The sequence below is a fragment of the Enterobacter cloacae complex sp. 2021EL-01169 genome, assembly GCF_020733125.1.
GTDB lineage: Bacteria > Pseudomonadota > Gammaproteobacteria > Enterobacterales > Enterobacteriaceae > Enterobacter > Enterobacter roggenkampii.
Genome location: NZ_JAJFTC010000002.1, coordinates 641,308 through 660,643, shown reverse-complemented (window position 1 = coordinate 660,643; position 19,336 = coordinate 641,308). Strand labels below are relative to the sequence as shown.

The 19,336-nt window shown below is 57.7% G+C and carries 17 protein-coding genes and 3 pseudogenes; 9 read left to right on the top strand and 11 right to left on the bottom strand.

Features of this window, described 5'->3' with window-relative positions:
• Positions 1–93 precede the first annotated feature (93 nt).
• Positions 94–963: a helix-turn-helix transcriptional regulator gene (locus LLF79_RS09560; protein WP_008499383.1), complete on the top strand. Its 870-nt coding sequence runs from the start codon at positions 94–96 to the stop codon at positions 961–963.
• Positions 964–1,112: 149 nt separating this feature from the next.
• Positions 1,113–1,715: a hypothetical protein gene (locus LLF79_RS09555; protein WP_008499384.1), complete on the top strand. Its 603-nt coding sequence runs from the start codon at positions 1,113–1,115 to the stop codon at positions 1,713–1,715.
• Positions 1,716–1,742: 27 nt separating this feature from the next.
• Here the strand turns inward: LLF79_RS09555 and nfsB are convergent, their stop codons facing one another.
• From nfsB to LLF79_RS09540, 3 genes and pseudogenes are all read right to left on the bottom strand, one after another.
• Positions 1,743–2,396, bottom strand: a complete 654-nt coding sequence (gene nfsB / locus LLF79_RS09550; RefSeq protein ID WP_021241586.1) for an oxygen-insensitive NAD(P)H nitroreductase — start codon at positions 2,394–2,396, stop codon at positions 1,743–1,745.
• Positions 2,397–2,516: 120 nt separating this feature from the next.
• A complete protein-coding gene (locus tag LLF79_RS09545) occupies positions 2,517–2,885 on the bottom strand; it encodes an MmcQ/YjbR family DNA-binding protein (RefSeq protein WP_023293103.1) in 369 nt (122 codons plus the stop codon).
• Positions 2,875–3,466 (bottom strand): annotated as a pseudogene (locus LLF79_RS09540) (TetR/AcrR family transcriptional regulator). Before LLF79_RS09540 ends, LLF79_RS09545 begins: the two are co-directional and overlap by 11 nt.
• 190 nt (positions 3,467–3,656) lie before the next feature.
• On the opposite strand from LLF79_RS09540, the pseudogene LLF79_RS09535 reads away from it, so the two are divergent.
• Positions 3,657–4,760, top strand: a pseudogene (locus LLF79_RS09535) (MBL fold metallo-hydrolase).
• Between the two features lie 32 nt (positions 4,761–4,792).
• Positions 4,793–5,134 (top strand): RamA family antibiotic efflux transcriptional regulator, encoded by a 342-nt coding sequence (locus LLF79_RS09530; protein ID WP_010428317.1) that lies wholly within the window; start codon positions 4,793–4,795, stop codon positions 5,132–5,134.
• Positions 5,135–5,188: 54 nt separating this feature from the next.
• On the opposite strand, the gene LLF79_RS09525 is transcribed toward LLF79_RS09530, so the two are convergent.
• A complete protein-coding gene (locus LLF79_RS09525) occupies positions 5,189–5,437 on the bottom strand; it encodes a DUF1158 domain-containing protein (RefSeq protein WP_013097677.1) in 249 nt (82 codons plus the stop codon).
• 488 nt (positions 5,438–5,925) lie between these two features.
• Here LLF79_RS09525 and LLF79_RS09520 point away from each other — a divergent pair, with 488 nt between their 5' ends.
• The 3 genes from LLF79_RS09520 to LLF79_RS09510 all read left to right on the top strand — a co-directional run bounded on the left by LLF79_RS09520 (position 5,926) and on the right by LLF79_RS09510 (position 12,966).
• Entirely contained in the window at positions 5,926–8,634 is a 2,709-nt protein-coding gene (locus LLF79_RS09520) for a cation-transporting P-type ATPase (protein WP_087449830.1), read from the top strand.
• A 105-nt stretch (positions 8,635–8,739) separates the two neighbouring features.
• Positions 8,740–9,801: an efflux RND transporter periplasmic adaptor subunit gene (locus tag LLF79_RS09515; RefSeq protein WP_227879427.1), complete on the top strand. Its 1,062-nt coding sequence runs from the start codon at positions 8,740–8,742 to the stop codon at positions 9,799–9,801.
• Positions 9,802–9,810: 9 nt separating this feature from the next.
• Positions 9,811–12,966, top strand: a complete 3,156-nt coding sequence (locus LLF79_RS09510) for an efflux RND transporter permease subunit (protein WP_227879426.1) — start codon at positions 9,811–9,813, stop codon at positions 12,964–12,966.
• On the opposite strand, the gene LLF79_RS09505 is transcribed toward LLF79_RS09510, so the two are convergent.
• On the bottom strand, positions 12,896–14,017 hold the full coding sequence (locus tag LLF79_RS09505) for a YbdK family carboxylate-amine ligase (RefSeq protein ID WP_227879425.1): 1,122 nt from the start codon (positions 14,015–14,017) through the stop codon (positions 12,896–12,898). The genes LLF79_RS09510 and LLF79_RS09505 overlap by 71 nt on opposite strands.
• Positions 14,018–14,121: 104 nt before the next feature.
• Here LLF79_RS09505 and LLF79_RS09500 point away from each other — a divergent pair, with 104 nt between their 5' ends.
• Entirely contained in the window at positions 14,122–15,012 is an 891-nt protein-coding gene (locus LLF79_RS09500; protein WP_206805778.1) for an oxidoreductase, read from the top strand.
• On the opposite strand, the pseudogene LLF79_RS09495 reads toward LLF79_RS09500, so the two are convergent.
• Positions 15,009–15,116 (bottom strand): annotated as a pseudogene (locus LLF79_RS09495) (AraC family transcriptional regulator); the annotation flags it as partial. The gene LLF79_RS09500 and the pseudogene LLF79_RS09495 sit on opposite strands and share 4 nt — an antisense overlap.
• 119 nt (positions 15,117–15,235) lie before the next feature.
• Between LLF79_RS09495 and LLF79_RS09490 the strand changes: the two are divergent.
• Positions 15,236–15,550, top strand: coding sequence for a DUF6678 family protein (locus LLF79_RS09490; protein WP_008499398.1), 315 nt, complete (start codon positions 15,236–15,238; stop codon positions 15,548–15,550).
• 115 nt (positions 15,551–15,665) lie between these two features.
• Here the strand turns inward: LLF79_RS09490 and LLF79_RS09485 are convergent, their stop codons facing one another.
• The 5 genes from LLF79_RS09485 to LLF79_RS09465 form a co-directional block, all read right to left on the bottom strand.
• Positions 15,666–15,965, bottom strand: coding sequence for a hypothetical protein (locus tag LLF79_RS09485; protein ID WP_126534563.1), 300 nt, complete (start codon positions 15,963–15,965; stop codon positions 15,666–15,668).
• 230 nt (positions 15,966–16,195) lie between these two features.
• Positions 16,196–16,699 carry a DUF2569 family protein gene (locus LLF79_RS09480; protein WP_227879424.1) on the bottom strand — a complete coding sequence of 168 codons (504 nt, stop codon included), beginning with the start codon at positions 16,697–16,699 and terminating at the stop codon, positions 16,196–16,198.
• A 282-nt stretch (positions 16,700–16,981) separates the two neighbouring features.
• A complete protein-coding gene (locus LLF79_RS09475; protein ID WP_045407886.1) occupies positions 16,982–17,572 on the bottom strand; it encodes a hypothetical protein in 591 nt (196 codons plus the stop codon).
• 139 nt (positions 17,573–17,711) lie between these two features.
• Positions 17,712–18,167, bottom strand: coding sequence for a hypothetical protein (locus LLF79_RS09470; protein ID WP_045407884.1), 456 nt, complete (start codon positions 18,165–18,167; stop codon positions 17,712–17,714).
• Positions 18,168–18,396: 229 nt separating this feature from the next.
• The gene (locus LLF79_RS09465; RefSeq protein ID WP_021242639.1) at positions 18,397–19,278 is read right to left on the bottom strand and encodes a LysR family transcriptional regulator; all 882 of its coding nucleotides are present in this window, start codon (positions 19,276–19,278) and stop codon (positions 18,397–18,399) included.
• Positions 19,279–19,336 lie beyond the last annotated feature (58 nt).

Sequence of the window (19,336 nt, the reverse complement as noted above, 5' to 3'; positions counted from 1 at the left end):
GTCATTCAACAGATGGTCGTAGCATCTACCATCAGATAAACGGGTACCAGTTCTTGCTTATACTGGTACTGGCACTACCATGCAGGGGGATTTATGGCGCTGATGTCTGAACCGGTCGTTTCACGTCAGGATGACACCCGAAAACAGCTCGGGGCATTTTTACGCGCCCGGCGGGAAAGTCTCGATCCGCAGCGCTTAGGTTTGCCGCGCAGCGGTCGCCGCCGCACGCCGGGCCTGCGCCGGGAAGAGGTGGCGATGCTCGCTGATGTGGGCGTCACCTGGTACACCTGGCTTGAGCAGGGCAGGGACGTCAATCCGTCCAGCGCGGTGATGGCGGCCGTGGCAAAAGCGCTGCAATGTACCCCGACCGAGGCCCGACATCTGTTTGTGTTAGCAGGTTTACCGCCGGGTGAAGCGCCGCAGGCGGTCTGCTGCGAGGGCATTAGCGAAGGCACGCGCCGCCTGCTGGATACGCTGATGCCGAAACCCGCCAGCATTCAGAAACCGAACTTCGATATCGTGGCGTGGAACGACAGCTTCGGGCATCTGATGGGCGTCGATTTCAATGACATCCCTCCCGAAGATCGCAACTGTATTTATCTGTTCCTCACGCATCCGGCGTGGCGCGCGCGCCTCGGCAGACGCGACGACGTGCTGCCCATCTTTGTCTCCTATTTCCGCGCGGCGATGGCCGAACACCGGGGCGATCCGCTTTGGGAGGCCAAGCTGGCGCGCTTCTTTGCAGTGTCCGAAGAGTTTAAAACCCTGTGGCACCAGCGCAACGACGTGCGCGGTGTGGAGAACCAGCTCAAGCTGTTTACCCATCCCGAGCTGGGGGATTTTACATTGCAGCAGATGTACTGGTATTCCGCGCCGCGAAACGGATCGCGGCTGCTGGTGTATCTGCCGGTGGATGAGGCGGGAGAGCGGGCGATGGCGTGGCTGGCGGCGCAGGGGAAATAATTTTTGCGAGGGGCTTTCAGGGAATAAGAGCCGTCTCTGCTAAGTGGAGAAGACTGGCGTAATGTGGGGGTTAACTTAAACCCATCACTGAATCGACATCATTTCGACGGGGTGTTAAGTCGTCTATACTCACGCCATGAGAAACCACCATGTCGCCACTGATGATTGATTCCGCAGATTTCAGCCAAAAATTAGGCCTTATCTCCCGAAACGTCGAACATACCGAAGCGTTTCTTGCGCGGGGTACGGTGGATTTTCATCTGCCCGGATTTATGCTGCCTGTGGGATATCGCTTGTTAAAATCGCGCTACGGCGATGAATACCGTCTCGTGACCACCGAGGACGGAAAACCCTATACGGCGTATGCGGTCAAGCTGACGTTTCATAAAGAAATTACGTTCCCCCACGGTGCTGCGACACAGGTCATGGTGTGGCGTACGCCACGCGCTGTCCATCAGCGGGTTATAAGTGGTTTACCACAATCCTTCTTTCAATGGGTGCTAAGCGAATACGACATTGTTGTGTCTGACAGCGAACAAACCGGCGACGGACAGCGGTTTTGGTTACGCATGATAGACTGGGCGTTCAGCATGAATTATCGGATAAGCGTGGCTGACGGTACGGTAGGAGAAGAGTGGCACTTAACGCCGGTGAGCTCATATGCCGAGCTGGAAGAGCGCTGGATTGCGTTTGCCTGGGGACACGATCGTGATGTGCACCCACATCGCAGGTTAGTCATCAGTAAAGCGTAACGGGCCGCACAGAGCGGCCCGTTTTGTTTAGCACTCGGTCACAATCGTGCTCAGCGGCAGGCGAGATTTCGGCAGCGTGGCGTTGAAATCTTCCACGCTGTGATGCCCAACCGGCACCACCACCAGGCTGGTGAAGCCTTTCTCTTTCAGGCCAAACTCTTCGTCGAGGATCGCGGCGTCGAAACCTTCAATCGGTACCGCGTCCAGGCCCAGCGCAGCCACGCCCAGCAGGAAGTTACCGACGTTCAAGTAAACCTGCTTCGCCATCCACTGGTCGTCATCTTTCAGATCCACGCGGTGCATGTCAGCAAAGTAGGTACGGCCCTTATGGTTTGCCGCTTTCGCTTCCGGGGTATTAAAGCGACCATCGGCTTCTTCCTGATCGACAACGCGCTCCAGCCAGGCGTCGTCCATCGCGGTTTTCGCGCAGAACACCACCACGTGAGAAGCATCCAGCATTTTGCGTTCGTTGAACACATAGGTGCCCGCCGCGGATTTCGCCACGCGCGCTTTTCCTTCCTCGGTGCTGGCGACAATAAAGTGCCACGGCTGGGAGTTGGTGCTGGACGGGCTGTACTGCAGCAGGGTTTTGATTTTTTCCGCTTCTTCAGCGGTCAGTTTTTTGCTTGCGTCGAACGCCTTGGTGGAGTGGCGTTTCAGCGCAACAGAAATGATATCCATAACAACTCCTGATGATGAAATTCGCCCGCGTGCGGGCGCGAAAGGTGAGCAGATTACAGCGGGACGCGGAAAAAGATAAGGGCAATTCGAGCGCTTAATCTGTTCGTCTCAGACGAACAATCAGACCGGCCGGATCCACTTCTGGTCTTTTTTCGGCAGTTTATCCACCACCAGATGCCAGGAATCATTGATGAGATCGGTAACCAGTTCCGGCGTCACGTCGTCCGTACCGTAAAGGGAAATCCAGTGCTTTTTGTTGAGGTGATAGCCCGGTTCAACGCCGCGATAAATCTGCTGATTTAACAGCGATTTTTCCGGGTCTGACTTCAGGCTAACGTGCGGCCGCCCGTGCGCGACGGCCACAATCATGAAAATTTTCCCGCCCACTTTAAACACGTCAAACTCCGGCCCAAACGGCCAGCAGTGTTCGGTGAACGGCAGTTCCAGCGCCACGCGTTTTGCGTGTTCCTGCAACGTTTTACTGTCCATCGCTCTCTTCCTGGGCAAGTCCGCGCCACATTACCTCAAAGCCGAGCGCTTTAAATTCAACGGCGCGGGACGGATCGCGGGTGGCAAATTCCATCGTGCTTTCGGCCAGCGATAAGAAAAGCGCATCGCCAAACGTTTTAAATTCATCAGACATAAACACCTGACGCACCGAGCGGCGGCAGAGCTCATGCAGCTCCGGGAACATCTCTTTCACCGCCTGTTCCGTTTCGGCGCTCAGCTTTTCACTGACGCCAATCTGGCGGATCGCCGCATGGGCAACGGGGTTACGAATACCCCAGTCTACATAGCTGTTCCAGATATTGCGGGTATGTTCTTTGGGCAGCGTAATGGTGCGATCGAGGTTCGCCAGCATGGTCTGGCAGAGATCCTGCTTCAGGTGCAGATAGAGGGCATTCAGCAGATCGTCTTTCGTAGCAAAGTAGCGGAACAGGGTGCCTTCGGCGACCGCCCGCCTTACGGGCAATGAGCGCCGTTGAGGCGGCAATACCTGACTGTGCAAACGCCGTGGTTGCGGCGTCCAGTAAGGCCTGTTTTTTATCTTCACTCTTCGGACGTGCCACTAAATTTTTCCTCCTGTCAATTATAAAAACCCTGATTGAAACACGTGCTTTGACACGCTGCAACGCGGAATGTCAAAGATCGAAAACGTCTTGACGACTTTATCATCATATCTATAATGAGTGCTTACTCACTCATAATCAAGTTTACCCTGCGCACGCTATCGGATGGGGCGCGTTTTCGGGTCAGGATATGAAAAAACCTCTCTTCATCTGCGTGGTGTTAATCATGATTATTGCTTCAGCCGCGAGTTTACCGTTTGTTCTGAATGCCGGATTCGGCCAGCCGCCGCAGGGTGAACGGCTTACTGAAGTGGAGGCCTCTCCACAGTATCGCGAGGGGAAATTCCACAATACGCTGCCGACGCCGGGTTATAACGGTGACAAAAATATGCTGGTCGCGATGTGGGAGTTTCTGACCAAAAAAACCGAAAACGCCCGCCCGGCCCAGCCGCTGCCGCTGGTGAAAACCGATCTTGCGAGCCTGCCGCTGGAGCAGGACACCCTGGTGTGGCTCGGTCACTCCTCGTGGTATCTGCAGCTCGCGGGTAAACGGATCCTCATTGACCCGGTTCTTGGCAACTATGCCGCGCCGTTCTCGTTCCTCAATAAGGCCTTTGCCGGCGAGTATCCGTGGCGGGCTGAAATCATGCCGGCGATCGACCTGCTGATTATCTCGCACGATCACTACGATCATCTTGATTACGCCACCATCAGGGCGCTACTGCCGAAGGTGAAGCGGGTGGTGACGCCGCTGGGCGTCGGCTCCCACCTGCGTTACTGGGGGATGAAGCCCGAGATTATTGACGAACGCGACTGAAACCAGTCGGTGCGCATCAGCGATGCGTTGACGGTGCACGTTCTGCCGGCGCGTCACTTCTCCGGCCGCGGCATCAAACGCGATCGCACCTTGTGGGGCAGCTTCATGTTCGTCACGCCAGAGCAGAAGGTTTACTACAGCGGGGATTCCGGTTACGGCCCGCACTTCAGGGCCATCGGTGAACAGTTTGGCGAAGTGGACGTCGCCATCATGGAAAACGGCCAGTACGACCAGGACTGGAAGTACATCCACATGCTGCCGGAGGAAACGGCGCAGGCCTCGGCGGATCTGAACGCGAAAGCCGTGGTGCCCGGGCATAACGGACGCTTCGTGCTGGCGAAACACGCCTGGAACGATCCGCTGATCCAGCTGGCAAAAGCCAGCCAGGATAAAAATTATCGGTTGCTGACGCCGGAACTGGGCGAGCCCGTCCGGGTAAGCGACACCGCGCAAACCTTTCGTGCGTGGTGGGAATAATGTTTAAGCGAGAAGCAGAGGGGGACAGCAGTATGACCATTTCCGCTCAAGTCATCGACACTATCGTCGAATGGATCGACGACAATCTGCACCAGCCATTACGAATAGAAGAGATTGCCCGCCACGCGGGTTACTCGAAGTGGCACCTGCAGCGGCTGTTTATGCAGTACAAAGGGGAGAGTCTGGGGCGCTATATCCGTGAACGCAAGCTGCTGCTGGCGGCGCGCGATCTGCGTGAATCCGACGCCCGGGTGTACGACATCTGCCTGCGTTACGGGTTTGACTCGCAGCAGACGTTTACCCGCATCTTTACCCGCACGTTCAACCAGCCGCCTGGCGCGTACCGTAAAGAGAACCATAGCCAGACACATTAACCTGTCGCGTGTAGGCCGGGTAAGGCGTAGCCGCCACCCGGCCTTTTTATGGGCTCACGACGCCAGTGAAAACCAGCGTCGCCAGACGAAACGCAGCACAAAGAATTCAATCGCCCCGAGCAGTAAAAACCACACGCAGAACAGAATGGTATAGAGCTGGTTAAGATCGACCATGTGAAAGGTCTGAACCAGCTTCTGCGCCAGTACCAGCCCAAGCGAAGGCGCAGGGAGCAGCAGGCATGAAAGCAGTGCCAGCAATAAAATGCCGCCTGCGGTGAGCAGCGACTCTAGCGGGTGTTTCATCGTAATGTTAATCGTCAGTTAAAAATGTCATTGTCCGGCATCCCGGAACGTAAAGCAATATAAACCCGGCGCACGTTTACGGATAAAACGAATGCGCTATTCTGTGAATAATTAACAGAAAAAGATAAATATCCCAGACGCGATTAAATAATTATCGCGTAGTGTAAATAAACGTCCGTCTCAGGAAAATAATTTTACAAATGTATAGGTGCTATAACCAATTAACGTGGCAATAACAATGGCCGCGATAACGTATAACACCAGTCTGCGCCCGCGATAAATACCCCACATGGTTCCCCCTCGTTTAGTTTTGGTTTAGAAATATTTTGTAAAAATCAGATCATCGACATAGTTTTAATCAGTTTTGAATAACCGAGAAGTCATTATATTGCGGTAGATCAATTTTACCCGCAAGACTTTAAAATGAATTTATTTAAGCCCGAAAGGAATTCAGGCTTCTGTTCACCGGAAATTGAAGGAAAAATACGATGACTGAAAAAAAAGTGATTCCGAACGTGCCGCCTTCCGGCGGGCTGGCATACCAGCAGACCGTAGAGCAGGTGCTTGCTCACGCGCAGAGCCAGGCCAGCGGTCTGGACCGTGCAGAGGCGCAGGCGCGTCTGCAAAAAACAGGGCCGAACGCGCTGCCGGAGAAAAAAGGGAAACCCGCCTGGCTGCGTTTCCTGGCCCATTTTAATGATGTCCTGATTTATGTCCTGCTGGCCGCCGCCGTATTAACGGCAGTAATGGGCCACTGGGTTGATACGCTGGTTATTTTGGGCGTGGCGGTAATCAATGCCTTAATTGGTCATATTCAGGAAAGCAACGCGGAAAAATCCCTGAAGAGTATTCGTAATATGCTCGCCAGCGAGGCGCGCGTTATTCGTAACGGCAACCATGAAACAATTCCCACAACTGAAATAGTCCCGGGCGATATTATTGTATTACGCGCGGGAGATCGTATTCCGGCGGATATGCGTTTAATTGAAGCGCATAATTTACGCGTGGAAGAGGCGATTCTGACCGGTGAATCCACCGTGGTGGATAAACACGTTAATCCGCTGAGCGGCGAATTACCGCTGGGCGATCGCACCAATATGGTCTTCTCCGGGACGACCGTCAGCGCGGGCGGCGGCATCGGCGTGGTCACCGCCACCGGTCAGGATACGGAACTCGGCCACATCAACCAGATGATGGCGGGTATCGAGAAGCACCGTACGCCGCTGCTGGTGCAGATGGACAAGCTGGGTAAGGCGATCTTCGCGATTATTCTGGCGATGATGGCCGCGCTGTTTGTCTTCAGCCTGGCGTTCCGCGAGATCCCAATGGGCGAGCTGCTGCTCTCCCTGATCAGCCTGGCGGTGGCCTCCGTGCCGGAAGGTCTGCCGGCCATTATCTCCATCATCCTCTCCCTGGGCGTGCAGGCAATGGCGCGCAAGCGGGCCATCATCCGCAAGCTGCCGACGGTGGAAACGCTTGGCGCGATGACCGTGGTCTGCTCGGATAAAACCGGCACCCTGACCATGAACGAGATGACGGTCAAAGCCATCATCACCGCCGACGCCTGCTACCGCGTGGACGGCAACAGCTACGAGCCGGTGGGTAACATCTACCTGGAAGGCAGCGACGAGCCGGTCCACATCCAGCCGGGTACCGTGCTGGAGCAGTACCTCCGCACCATCGACCTGTGTAACGACAGTCAGCTGATTCAGGACGAGCGCGGGCTGTGGGGCATTACCGGTGGGCCGACCGAGGGCGCGCTGAAGGTGCTGGCGGCGAAGGCCAACCTTGAGCCGGTCACGACCACGCTGGTTAACAAAATCCCGTTCGACTCGCAGTACAAGTACATGAGCACCCACTACCAGATTGGGGGTGAGGAGCAGATCCTGATTACCGGGGCGCCGGACGTCATTTTCGCCCTGTGCGCCGAGCAGCAGACCCGTCACGGTGCGGAAGCCTTCAACCGCGCGTACTGGGAAAGTGAGATGGAGCGCTATGCGCGTCAGGGGCTGCGGATGGTCGCCGCGGCGTTCAAGCCGGCGAACGGCGAGCAGGAACTGACGCACGATGACCTGAGCCACGGCCTGATCTTCCTCGGCATCGCCGGGATGATGGATCCGCCGCGCCCGGAAGCGATTGACGCGATTAACGCCTGCCAGCAGGCGGGGATCCGCGTGAAGATGATCACCGGCGATCACCCGCAGACGGCAATGAGCATCGGGCAGATGCTGGGGATCAGCAACAGCGAGCAGGCGGTCACCGGCTATGAGCTGGAGAAGATGGACGACGCCGCGCTGGCGGAAGCCGCGGTGAAGTATGACATCTTCGCCCGTACCAGCCCGGAGCATAAGCTGCGCCTGGTGAAAGCGCTGCAGGACAAAGGTGAAATTGTCGGCATGACCGGTGACGGCGTGAACGACGCCCCGGCGCTGCGTCAGGCGGACGTGGGCATTGCGATGGGCATTAAGGGCACGGAAGTGACCAAAGAGGCGGCGGACATGGTCCTGACGGACGATAACTTCGCCACCATCGCCAGCGCGGTGAAAGAGGGGCGTCGCGTTTACGACAACCTGAAGAAGACCATCCTGTTCATCATGCCGACCAACCTGGCGCAGGGGCTGCTGATTGTGATTGCGCTGCTGGCGGGGAACATCATTCCGCTGACGCCGGTGCTGATCCTGTGGATGAACATGGCGACCTCCGCCACGCTCTCCTTCGGCCTGGCCTTTGAAGCCGCCGAGCGCAACATCATGCGCCGTCCGCCGCGTCAGACCGGCCAGCACGTGATGGACGCCTACGCCGTCTGGCGCGTGGCCTTCGTCGGCACCATGATTGCCATCGCCGCCTTTGCGCTGGAAGCCTGGCTGGCCCCGCGCGGCCACAGCGCGGAGTTCATCCGCACCGTGCTGCTGCAGATGCTGGTCTGCGCCCAGTGGGTGTACATGATTAACTGCCGCAACACCGAAGGGTTCTCCCTCAACCGCGGCCTGCTGGCGAACAAAGGGATCTGGCTGGTGACGGGCGTGCTGTTCCTGCTCCAGGCGGCGATTATCTACCTGCCGTTTATGCAGATGCTGTTCGGTACCGAAGCCCTGCCGCTGCGTTACTGGTTTGTGACCCTGGCCGTTGCAGGCGTGATGTTCTTCGTCGTCGAAATCGAGAAGCGGCTGACCCGCAGGTTCCGTAAGGCTGCATAACCTTTTGCCCTCACCCTAACCCTCTCCCACGGGGAGAGGGGACTCTGACCGCCCTCTCCCTGTGGGAGAGGGCCGGGGTGAGGGCAACAACCCTGAGGTACTCCCATGAAATTCCCGGTCCTGTTAGCACTTCTTGTCAGTATCCTGCAACCCGCATTCGCCGCCATTCCCGTTCGCGTCGCCACCGTGGAGCAAACCGCCCACGCCGCCGAGCGCCAGATCCCGGGCCGCATCGAAGCCATTCACACCGTTGAGCTACGCGCACGCACGGAGGGCACGATTGCCAAAATCCACTTCCGCGACGGGCAGTACGTGAAAAAGGGCGACGTGCTGTTTGAGCTGGACGACGCCGAGCCGCGCGCCGCCCTGCGCCTGGCGCAGGCCGAAGTGAAAAGCGCCGAAGCCACGCTGCGCCAGGCGCAGCAGCAGCTTTCCCGCTTTGAAAGTCTCGGCAGCAGCAACGCCATCAGCCGTCACGACGTGGACAACGCCCGCATGCAGCGCGACGTCGCCAGCGCCGCTCTCGAGCAGGCGAAGGCCCGGCTCGACGCCCGCCGCGTCACCCTGAGCTACACCCGCATCACCTCGCCGATTGACGGCCGCGTGGGGCACAGCAGCTTCCACGTGGGTAGCCTGGTCAACCCGGCGAGCGGCGTTTTGGTGGAGGTGGTGCAGCTTGACCCGATCCGCATCGCCTTTGCGCTGGAAGAGGGGGCGTTTGCCGCCAAAGCCGGAGAGCATGCGGATATCAACGCCATGAAGCGTGCCTGGCAGGCGCTGATCGACAGCAACGGCCAGCGCGTCAGCGGCGAGCTGACGTCAGTGGATAACCGCGTTGACCCGCGTACCGCCAGCGTGATGCTGCGCGCCGAGTTTGCCAATCCGCGCCATCAGCTGCTGCCCGGCGGCAACGTGAATGTCTATTTGCGCCCGGCAAGCGAGCAGCCGGTGCTGACCCTCCCCGCCGCCGCAGTCCAGCAGAACGGCGACGGCTTCTTTGCCTGGGTGGTTAATGCCGACGGCAACGCCGAAATGCGCCCGCTGAACGTGGCTGGTCAGATTAGCCAGCAGTTCCAGATTGCCTCTGGCGTGAAGCCCGGTGAGCGAGCGATTACTGACGGCGCGCAGCGCGTGCAGCCCGGCACTGCCGTCCAGATACTGAATTAAGGAGCCATCATGCTGACGTTTTTCATCAAACGCCCGCGCTTCGCGATGGTGATTGCGCTGGTCATCACCCTGCTGGGGGCCATCGCGCTGAGGATTATCCCGGTGGAGCAGTACCCGCAGATCGCGCCGCCGGTGGTGAACGTCTCTGCCAGCTGGCCGGGTGCCAGCTCGGCCGACGTGGCGGAGGCCATCGCCACGCCGCTGGAGACGCAGCTGAACGGCGTGGACCATATGCTCTACATGGAGTCCACCAGCTCGGACGAAGGCTCGTACAGCCTGAACATCACCTTTGCGGCGGGGACCGATCCGGACCTCGCCGCCATCGACGTGCAGAACCGCGTGGCGCAGGCCGTAGCGCAGCTGCCCACCGAGGCGCAGCAAAACGGCGTGCAGGTGCGCAAGCGCGCCACCAACCTGATGATGGGGGTAAGTCTTTACTCACCGAATAACACCCACACGCCGCTGTTCGTCAGCAACTACGCCAGCACCCAGGTGCGCGAGGCGCTGTCGCGTCTGCCCGGCGTGGGGCAGGTGCAGATGTTCGGCGCGCGCGACTACAGCATGCGCATCTGGCTGCGCCCGGACCGCATGAACGCCCTGAACGTCACCACCGATGACGTGGCGCAGGCGCTGCGCGAGCAGAACGTACAGGGCGCGGCCGGCCAGGTGGGCACCCCGCCGGTGTTTAACGGCCAGCAGCAGACCCTGACCATCAACGGGCTGGGGCGCTTAAGCCAGGCCGACGAGTTTGCCGACATCATTATTCGCGCCGGGGAGATGGGCCAGCTGGTGCGCCTGAAGGACGTCGCCACCATCGAGCTCGGCTCGCGCAGCTACAGCTCCGGCGCGCAGCTGAACGGGCACGACTCCGCCTATTTGGGTATCTACCCGACGCCGTCCGCCAACGCCCTGCGCGTGGCCGATGCGGTACGCGCGGAGCTGGAACGCCTCTCAACGCGCTTCCCGGACGACCTGGTTTATGAGGTGAAATTCGACACCACCTCTTTTGTGGCTGCCACCATTAAAGAGATCGGCGTCTCGCTGGCGCTGACGATGCTGGCGGTGGTGGTGGTCGTTTCCCTGTTCCTGCAGAGCTGGCGCGCGACGCTGATTGTCGCCCTCGCCATTCCGGTGTCGCTGGTGGGCACCTTTGCGGTGCTCTATACGCTCGGCTACTCCGCCAACACGCTCAGCCTGTTTGCCATTATTCTGGCGCTGACCATGGTGGTGGATGACGCCATCGTGGTGGTGGAGAGCGTTGAAACGCTGATGGCGGAAGGGCAGAGCCGCACGGCGGCGACCGCGCTGGCGCTGCGCCAGATTGCCGGGCCAGTGATTGCCACCACGCTGGTGCTGCTGGCGGTGTTTGTACCGGTGGCGCTCCTGCCAGGGATAGTGGGCGAGCTATACCGCCAGTTTGCGGTGACGCTCTCGACCGCCGTCACGCTCTCAAGCCTGGTGGCGCTGACCCTGACGCCCGCGCTCTGCGCGCTGCTGCTGCGCCCGCGTCCGGCACAGCCCGCCGCCGTTTTCCGTGGGTTCAACCGCGGGCTGGACGCCATGCGCATGCTTTACACCCGGATCGTGAGCGTGTTCAACCTCCGTCCGTGGCTGGCGCTGCTGGCCACCGCAGGCGCGGCGGCGGTGGTGGTATTCAGCTTTATGTCGATGCCAAAGGGCTTCCTGCCCCAGGAGGATCAGGGCTACTTCTTCGCCAGCGTCCAACTGCCGGAGGCAGCCTCGCTGGAGCGCACCGAAGCGGTGATGACCACCGCGCGCGAGCTGATCGCTAAAAACCCGGCGGTAGAAGACGTGATTCAGGTCTCCGGGTTTAACATCCTCAACGGCACCAGCGCATCGAACGGCGGGTTTATCTCCATCATGCTCAAAGACTGGAGCGAGCGTCCGCCGCTGGATGAGGTGATGGGCACCCTTCAGCGACAGCTGCTGGCCCTGCCGGAAGCCACCATCATGACCTTTGCGCCGCCGACGCTGCCGGGGCTGGGCAACGCCTCCGGCTTCGACCTGCGCATTCAGGCGCAGGCGGGGCAAAGCCCGGCGGAGCTGGAGCGCGTGACGCGTGAGGTGCTGGCGAAAGCCAACCAGCACCCGCAGCTGAGCCGCGTGTTCACCACCTGGAGCAGCAACGTGCCGCAGATGACGCTCACCGTTGACCGCGAGCGCGCGGCCCGCCTCGACGTGCCGGTGTCACGCATCTTCAGCAGCCTGCAAACCGCCTTTGGCGGCACGCGCGCCGGGGATTTCAGCGTCAACAACCGCGTCTACCACGTAGTGATGCAGAACGAAATGCAGTGGCGCGAGCGCGCGGAGCAAATCAGCGAGCTTTTCGTGCGCAGCAACAGCGGCGAGCGGGTGCGTCTGAGCAACCTCGTCACCATCACGCCGACCGTCGGCGCGCCATTTATTCAGCAGTACAACCAGTTCCCGTCGGTATCGGTGAGCGGCTCGGCAGCGGAAGGGGTGAGCAGCAGCACCGCAATGGCGGCGATGGGCGAGATTCTGGCGGAAAACCTGCCAGCCGGGTACGACTACGCCTGGAGCGGCATGTCGTATCAGGAGCAGCAGACCGGCAATCAGGCGATATGGATCGTGCTGGCGGCGGTGGTGATGGCGTGGCTGTTCCTCGTCGCCCAGTATGAGAGCTGGACGCTGCCGGCGAGCGTGATGCTCTCGGTGCTGTTCGCCATCGGCGGGGCGCTGGTCTGGCTGTGGCTGGCGGGCTATGCCAACGACGTGTACGTGCAGATTGGTCTGGTGCTACTGATAGCCCTCGCCGCCAAGAACGCAATTCTTATCGTGGAGTTTGCCCGCGCCCGGCGCATGGACGGAATGGCGATTGTCGATGCCGCACGGGAGGGAGCATCGCGCCGCTTCCGCGCGGTAATGATGACCGCCGTGTCGTTCATTATCGGCGTCCTGCCGATGATGCTGGCGACCGGGGCGGGTGCCCAGAGCCGCCGCATCATCGGCACTACGGTCTTCAGCGGCATGCTGGTGGCGACCGTGGTGGGGATAGTGTTCATCCCGGCGCTGTTCGTGCTGTTCCAGCGCCTGCGCGAGTGGGGCCACGGCATTACGGACTCGTCGCCCACAGCTCACAGTGCTTCTGCACCAGAGAAATCAGCGAGCCGCCATCGGCGATAAAGTCCCGCATGCGCTGCGCCTCGCTCTTGCCCTGCTTTAACAGCAGGGCAATTTCCTTGATGGCGCTTGTCGCGCCGAGCTTCTCGGCGGACGGCGCAACCTGCTCGAGCAGCCAGGCGATATCTTCCGCCACGGTTTTGTGCTCGCCGGTATGCACGTCTGTCAGAATGCCTTCCAGCCCGTAGCGACAGGCCTGAAAACGGTTAAAGCGATACAGCAGAAAATCCCGTTCCTGATGCTTATACGGCCGCGCGGTCAGCAGCCAGTGCGACGTCGCCTGAATAAGCCCGGCGATGTTAATCGCGTGGCCGAGCGTCAGCGGGGTATCCATCACCCGTACCTCAACGGTGCCAAAATGCGGGCTGGGGCGAATATCCCAGTGCAGATCTTTGATGCTGTCGATCATGCTGGTGGCGCTCAGGCGGCGGAACAGCCCTTCGAACTCCTGCCAGCTGTTGACCCACGGCATCTGTCCGTTATCCGGGAACCCGGAGAAGATGTTGAGCCGCGACGAGGAGAACTTCGTGTCGGTGCCCTGCATGTACGGCGAGGCGGCCGCCAGGGCAATAAAGTGCGGTACAAAGCGCGACAGGCCGTGCAGGAGGTAAATGGCGTCATCCCCGGTCCGGCAGCCGACGTGCACGTGCTGGCCGAATACCGTCGCCTGCAAAATCAGATAGCCAAAGCGCTCCAGCGTGACGTTATAGCGCTCGTCGTCGCACACCTCCTGACGCTGCCACTTCTGGAACGGGTGCGTCCCGCCGCCGCAGATCTGGATATGCTGCTCCGCCGCGGCGCGCAGGATGCTCTGCTGCATCACCGAGAACTGCGCCGCCGCCTGGTCGATGGTCTGACACACGCCAGTGGCGATTTCGAGCATGCTTTCGGTGATGTCGTGTTTGACCTCGCCGCCTTTGATGTCGTCTTTGACGGCGGCGATAAGCGCGGAGGAGTCCTGGCTGAGATCGTACCCCGGCGGGTTAACCACCTGCAGTTCGAGTTCGATGCCGAGGGTAAAAGGTTCAGAGGATTTGAAATCGGGTAAAGGCATGGCGCACTCCGTTGTCTGTGAATGTTGAGTATAGACAACGGGTGTGGCGCGCTCGTCTCAGGGTGGTATAACTGATAGCAGGCTTAGCAAAAGGGGAGTGACTCATGTCTGACTATCCAACCATTGCGCTGATTGGTCCCGGTGCGATTGGCACCACCATTGCCGCGGTGTTGCATGACGCGGGCCGCACGCCGCTGCTCTGCGGACGGACCGCGCATCCGGAATTACGCCTGCGTCACGATGAGGGTGAAACGGTGGTACCCGGTCCGGTATTCACCGATCCGACGGCCATCACGCGCCCCGTTGACCTCGTGTTTATCGCGGTAAAAACGACGCAAAATGCCGACAGCGCCGGGTGGCTGCGCGCCCTTTGCGATGAAAATACCGTGGTCTGCGCGTTGCAAAATGGCGTAGAGCAGAAGGCGCAGCTTGAGCCTTTGGTCAGTGGCGCAACGGTGCTGCCGTCGGTGGTCTGGTTCCCGGCGCAGCGCGAGCCGGATGCCTCCGTCTGGCTACGGGCGAAGCCGCGCCTGACGCTGCCGGACGTGCCGCAGGCGCAGCGGGTGGTGGAGGCGCTTCGCGATACGCGCTGCGCGGTTGAACTCTCGGCGGATTTCCCCACCGTCGCCTGGCGCAAGCTGCTGCAAAACGCGGTCGCCGGGCTGATGGTGCTCGCTAACCGCCGTGCCGGGATGTTCAGGCGCGAGGATATCAGCGAACTTGCGCTGGCCTATCTGCGGGAAGGGCTTATTGTCGCCCGCGCCGAGGGGGCGAAGCTGGCCGATGACGTGGCGCAGGAGATTCTGGCGAACTTTCAGCGCGCGCCTGAGGACCTCGGCACGTCGATTCTCGCTGACCGTCAGGCGGCTCGCCCGATGGAGTGGGACATCCGCAACGGCGTGATTCAGCGCTACGGCCGCAAACACGGCATTGCGGTGCCCATCAGCGACGTGGTGGTGCCGCTGCTGGCGGCGGGGAGCGAGGGGCCGGGTTAACGGTTACTGTTTTTCCGTTCGGCAAAGTAATGGGCGGCCGTGCTGCCCATCACTTTTCTGAACATGGTGATAAACGCGTTCACGGATTCGTACCTGAGAGTGGCGGTGGGGCGATAGAGAGGGGGGAAGACAAGTGAATATGAAGTTCAGCTTTGTGCCATAATTTTACGTTGTTATCCTGGTAGCGTGTTAATCTGTCGGGAGCAGATCCCGGGAGGTTCAAATGCTTTATAGCTGCATGAATAATACAAAATGGAATGAGATCCGCATGGCAATGGTTAGCATTGAATCTTCCCCCTTATGGAAAATCACTTTTCTCAATGGCTATGAATCTGCAGTTGATGGCGAGTGGTTTTACCATTTCTGTGAAGGTGGCTATTTGGATATCAAGTATCTTGATATTATGACAAACTCAGTTGAACAACATACCATGGTAGGTACTATTCTTCGCGCTATTCATCTCCCTGGAATCGAGGTATCAACCGGTTATAGAATTTGGGGATACGCAGATTCGGTCAGCTATGTAGATTATCTTTAACTAGATAAAATCGGTTAATGGCTAACAGGAATACGTTAGTCTTTGAGTAGAATTGGCCTCTACTCCTCACTGTCTAAGCGTTACACTGAAAGTTATTAATTCAAAGTCAATACAATCAAACATCTTCCCATAGCGGCATCAATTCTCCAGGTAATTGTTCCTTATCAAACCCCTCAAACCAATACACTGAGCCTTGCGGTCCAATAATCGGCACTTCTCCCCACCCCGGATGAAACAATGCGCGACTCCAGTCAGGCTTGAGACGACCACGCCGTTTAAGGCGCTGACCATTACACGCAGTTGCTCGTATTGAAGGAAAATTAATAAAGAAACTTAACGGCATTTTCTCTTTGCGCGCACGTTGTAATTGCCTTGATATCCAGTCCTGGTTACGTTTGCGAAGTTTTTGTTTCATTGGCTACTGTTCTGATTCTACTCACTTATCAATCAATGCTCTCACTATAATCCGACGCCATGCTTTCTACAAGAGTGTCCGTTCTTAACTCAGTGCGGACCTTACCCACTTTTCTGCCCTTTCCGTATAATGAGCGGACGGTGATAGCGTCCGCTCAGTGTTGATGACTGTATGTGCATTAGTATAGCCATGCATCTTCTGTCATCAAAATGATGAAGTCACTCGTGCTTTTATCGGATAAACGTTCTTTTTACGCGAACAGATGTTATGAAATAAGGAATCCAAATCAAAGCTGTTATCACGTTTCTAAAAATTGGCACAAGTTCATTATAGCCAATTTCAGCGCCAGGAATTAATATGTAAAGCAAGTAGGTATTAAATGACATTGTCGTCACGATTGATATTAAAAACAAAATATAAAGCTTTGGTAGCGATTTCTTCTTTTTTAGGAAAAATGAAAGAACGGTGACTGTAAAAAGAAATTCGCCTATATAAATAACCAGGGAAAGCATGAAGAAGATTTTTGCATTTGCATTCAAATGCGAATAGTTTTCTATCGTAAATTTAAATGCATCTGTCATTGCAAAAAGATTGGAAGCAGCGGTGACCACTAATCCTATAAGAGGGAGAAAAAGAAAGCCTCCAATTTTCCTGAAGTTTTTATCTTCGCAACTGTCGCAAAACTCTCTGTCCTGAGGTATTTCGACCCCACACTTTATGCATCCCCATTCCATATATGGACCTTTGGTAAATTTTATAATTAACAATAGATTAAACGAAGTCTATTACAAACACAACTGACCGATAAATAATTGTACTGTACAGGTAATTTTCCGCGTAAATTTGTGTTAAGGGTGAATATCCGCCGCGCAGGTATTCATTTTAAAGGCGGTTGATCGGTACCGCTTTTTGCTAATAACCGCTCCTCAAACATTTCTTCCCGGCAGTTCTCGTCCGGAAACGGATATTTAAAGCGAAGTGCTAACGCTGAACGCCATAAGGTTATCTGTTGCACTTCAGTCCAGCTTCTCGATATTCAACCTAACCGCTTTCAGCGTTCTCCTGCGGATCCAGCCGCTGCCCGCCCGGATTATCAGCCAGTAAGCCGCCATTCTGAGCCGGGTGCTTCTGTCCGGGCAATCGACGAACGTTTCTGTACTGAGTTCATGCTGGCCTGGCGCCAATTCCGTTACCTGATAGCGCAGCAACAATGTCGCGCTGCCCGGCGTCACTGACGTCTGAAAAGCGCTGACATCCGGTACTTTTTCCAGACCAAAATCTGAACGCCAGAACTGTCCTCGCAAGCCATAGCAGAGCTCAGATGCTGAGTTTTTCAAAAGGGTAAAACTGTGCAGGCCAAAGTTGCCGATGGAGTTAGCCTGCTGATTATGCAGAAATTTCTGCGGTAATTGCCGTAAAAACATCAGCCGCCGAATGACGACATCTTGCCGGACGTCAAAGTTTGCAATCAACGGCAGAATATGTTCGGGATGCGCAGTATGAATGACCGTTCGGTGTTTTTCATGAAACTGGAACTGAGGTAAAAAAGCGGGGACATCCTGCCACTGAGCAAGCGCTTTGCGGGTCACGAATCCAGGATTCAGCATTTCTCTTCCTTGTCATCCCTTGAGTGCAGCCAGAGTATCAGATGGCGTTCCGCAAGCAATTACCAGGAAAAGAGAGGGGTATCTGGCCGAAATCGTCCCCCGTCCGCAGCAGCAGAATTCCGGCCTTCCATCACCCGCCTCAGTGCGTCGCGATATACGGCTCCTTCACAAACTCCGCCAACAGCCAGACCATATCATGCAGTAGCCCGGTGAGTTCTTTCGCCACGCGCGCAGGCAGTGTCCCGCCCATCACCGCCAGCGTTAACGCCACGGCATAATCCACCTGCAACGTCGTCTCCTGCCAGCAGTCTGGCACGCAGGAAACGATCTTTTCTCCTGCGATAAGCCGTTCAACCAGATGCGGGGGAAGTTCTGTATCGCAACATTCACGCAGGCGTTTAAGCAGTGCCAGCAAGCGCTCGCAAAGTATAGAAAATGTCACAGGATCGTCAGTTTCAACCAGCACGCTCACGCAGGCGGCGCAGGTGTCAGCCAGTTCGAAGAGATCTGCGGAATCGCAAAGTTGAAGGTCGATGAGGTGGTGAACGGCGCTTTCTTCAGAGGGCGCATAAGAAAACTCAGGGACAGTAGCCATTTAGCATCCTCTTTAGGTAAAAATGTCACGTTATGCTAACGGGTTCCTACGCCCGGTTACGGATGGGCCGCAACGCAGGCACTTTACGGCGGTGAAAAAAGGATGGAAAGGGGATGCCCCTGAATTACATAAGGTTGCTTGCAGGTTTGCGAGGCGGCTTCCAGAAGGGCATTGCCGGGTGGCGGCTACGCCTTACCCGGCCTACAAAAACCACCAACCAAACCGGCCGCTACCCCTCGCTCATCATCGCCAGAAACCGCTTCACCGTCCGCGAGCGTTCAAAGCGCCGCCAGCAGAGCGCGATATCGGTGTAAAGCTCCGGCGAGCTCAGCGCGTGGTAGGTCACATTCGGCGGAGAAATGGCCGCCATGGATTTCGGCACCAGCGCAAACCCGCCGCCGGCGGAAACCATGCTCAGGGAGGATGAAAGCTGTGACGACTGCAGCGCGTGCTGCACGTCGATCCCGGCCCGTTCGCAGCAGCCGTGAACCCGGTCGTACAGGCCGGGCGCGACCTCCTGCGGGAACAGCACCACCGGCGTATCCCGAAGCTGCTCTAACGCCAGCGAATCGCACGCCGCCAGCGGATGGTCGCGATGCAGCGCCACCACCATTGGCTCCCGATCGAGGATGGTTAACTCGAACGCCTTGCTGCTCTCGCACGGCAGGCGCACGAAGGCGATATCCAGTTCACCCTCCGCCAGCATCGTCGTCAGCGACGACATATTGGCTTCCACCTGGTGAACCTGCACCGCCATGTTCTGCACCTGAAACTGGCGAATCAGCGCGAAAATTTTGGGATGAAAAGCATCGGAGCTGGTGATGCCAATCGACAGGTTACCGTTCAGCCCGCGCGCGATGCCGCGGGCTTTCTCCAGCGCGGCGTCGCTCAGCGCCAGGATCTTACAGGCGTCCTCGTAGAAGGCTTCTCCCGCTTCGGTCAGCTCCACGCCCCGCGTCAGGCGTCTGAACAGCGGCGTGCCCACTTCCTCTTCGAGCCGTTTGATCTGCTGACTCAGAGGAGGCTGTGAAATACCCAGCGCTTCGGCCGCCCTGGTGAAGTGTCGCTCGCGTGCAACCGCGACAAAATACCGCAGATAACGAAGTTCCATATCTAAAACGTCTCAAACCAGCATGGTTTCTATATTGGAACTCTCTGCTGAATCGGGT

Bases quoted from the DNA above. Each gene is read 5' to 3' on its own strand.
- LLF79_RS09465 (WP_021242639.1), bottom strand. From the start codon at position 19,278: ATGGAACTTCGTTATCTGCGGTATTTTGTCGCGGTTGCACGCGAGCGA.
- LLF79_RS09480 (WP_227879424.1), bottom strand. From the start codon at position 16,699: ATGGAATGGGGATGCATAAAGTGTGGGGTCGAAATACCTCAGGACAGA.
- LLF79_RS09475 (WP_045407886.1), bottom strand. From the start codon at position 17,572: ATGCTGAATCCTGGATTCGTGACCCGCAAAGCGCTTGCTCAGTGGCAG.
- LLF79_RS09485 (WP_126534563.1), bottom strand. From the start codon at position 15,965: ATGAAACAAAAACTTCGCAAACGTAACCAGGACTGGATATCAAGGCAA.
- LLF79_RS09555 (WP_008499384.1), top strand. From the start codon at position 1,113: ATGTCGCCACTGATGATTGATTCCGCAGATTTCAGCCAAAAATTAGGC.
- LLF79_RS09525 (WP_013097677.1), bottom strand. From the start codon at position 5,437: ATGAAACACCCGCTAGAGTCGCTGCTCACCGCAGGCGGCATTTTATTG.
- LLF79_RS09520 (WP_087449830.1), top strand. From the start codon at position 5,926: ATGACTGAAAAAAAAGTGATTCCGAACGTGCCGCCTTCCGGCGGGCTG.
- LLF79_RS09510 (WP_227879426.1), top strand. From the start codon at position 9,811: ATGCTGACGTTTTTCATCAAACGCCCGCGCTTCGCGATGGTGATTGCG.
- LLF79_RS09490 (WP_008499398.1), top strand. From the start codon at position 15,236: ATGCTTTATAGCTGCATGAATAATACAAAATGGAATGAGATCCGCATG.
- LLF79_RS09515 (WP_227879427.1), top strand. From the start codon at position 8,740: ATGAAATTCCCGGTCCTGTTAGCACTTCTTGTCAGTATCCTGCAACCC.
- nfsB (WP_021241586.1), bottom strand. From the start codon at position 2,396: ATGGATATCATTTCTGTTGCGCTGAAACGCCACTCCACCAAGGCGTTC.
- LLF79_RS09560 (WP_008499383.1), top strand. From the start codon at position 94: ATGGCGCTGATGTCTGAACCGGTCGTTTCACGTCAGGATGACACCCGA.
- LLF79_RS09545 (WP_023293103.1), bottom strand. From the start codon at position 2,885: ATGGACAGTAAAACGTTGCAGGAACACGCAAAACGCGTGGCGCTGGAA.
- LLF79_RS09470 (WP_045407884.1), bottom strand. From the start codon at position 18,167: ATGGCTACTGTCCCTGAGTTTTCTTATGCGCCCTCTGAAGAAAGCGCC.
- LLF79_RS09530 (WP_010428317.1), top strand. From the start codon at position 4,793: ATGACCATTTCCGCTCAAGTCATCGACACTATCGTCGAATGGATCGAC.
- LLF79_RS09500 (WP_206805778.1), top strand. From the start codon at position 14,122: ATGTCTGACTATCCAACCATTGCGCTGATTGGTCCCGGTGCGATTGGC.
- LLF79_RS09505 (WP_227879425.1), bottom strand. From the start codon at position 14,017: ATGCCTTTACCCGATTTCAAATCCTCTGAACCTTTTACCCTCGGCATC.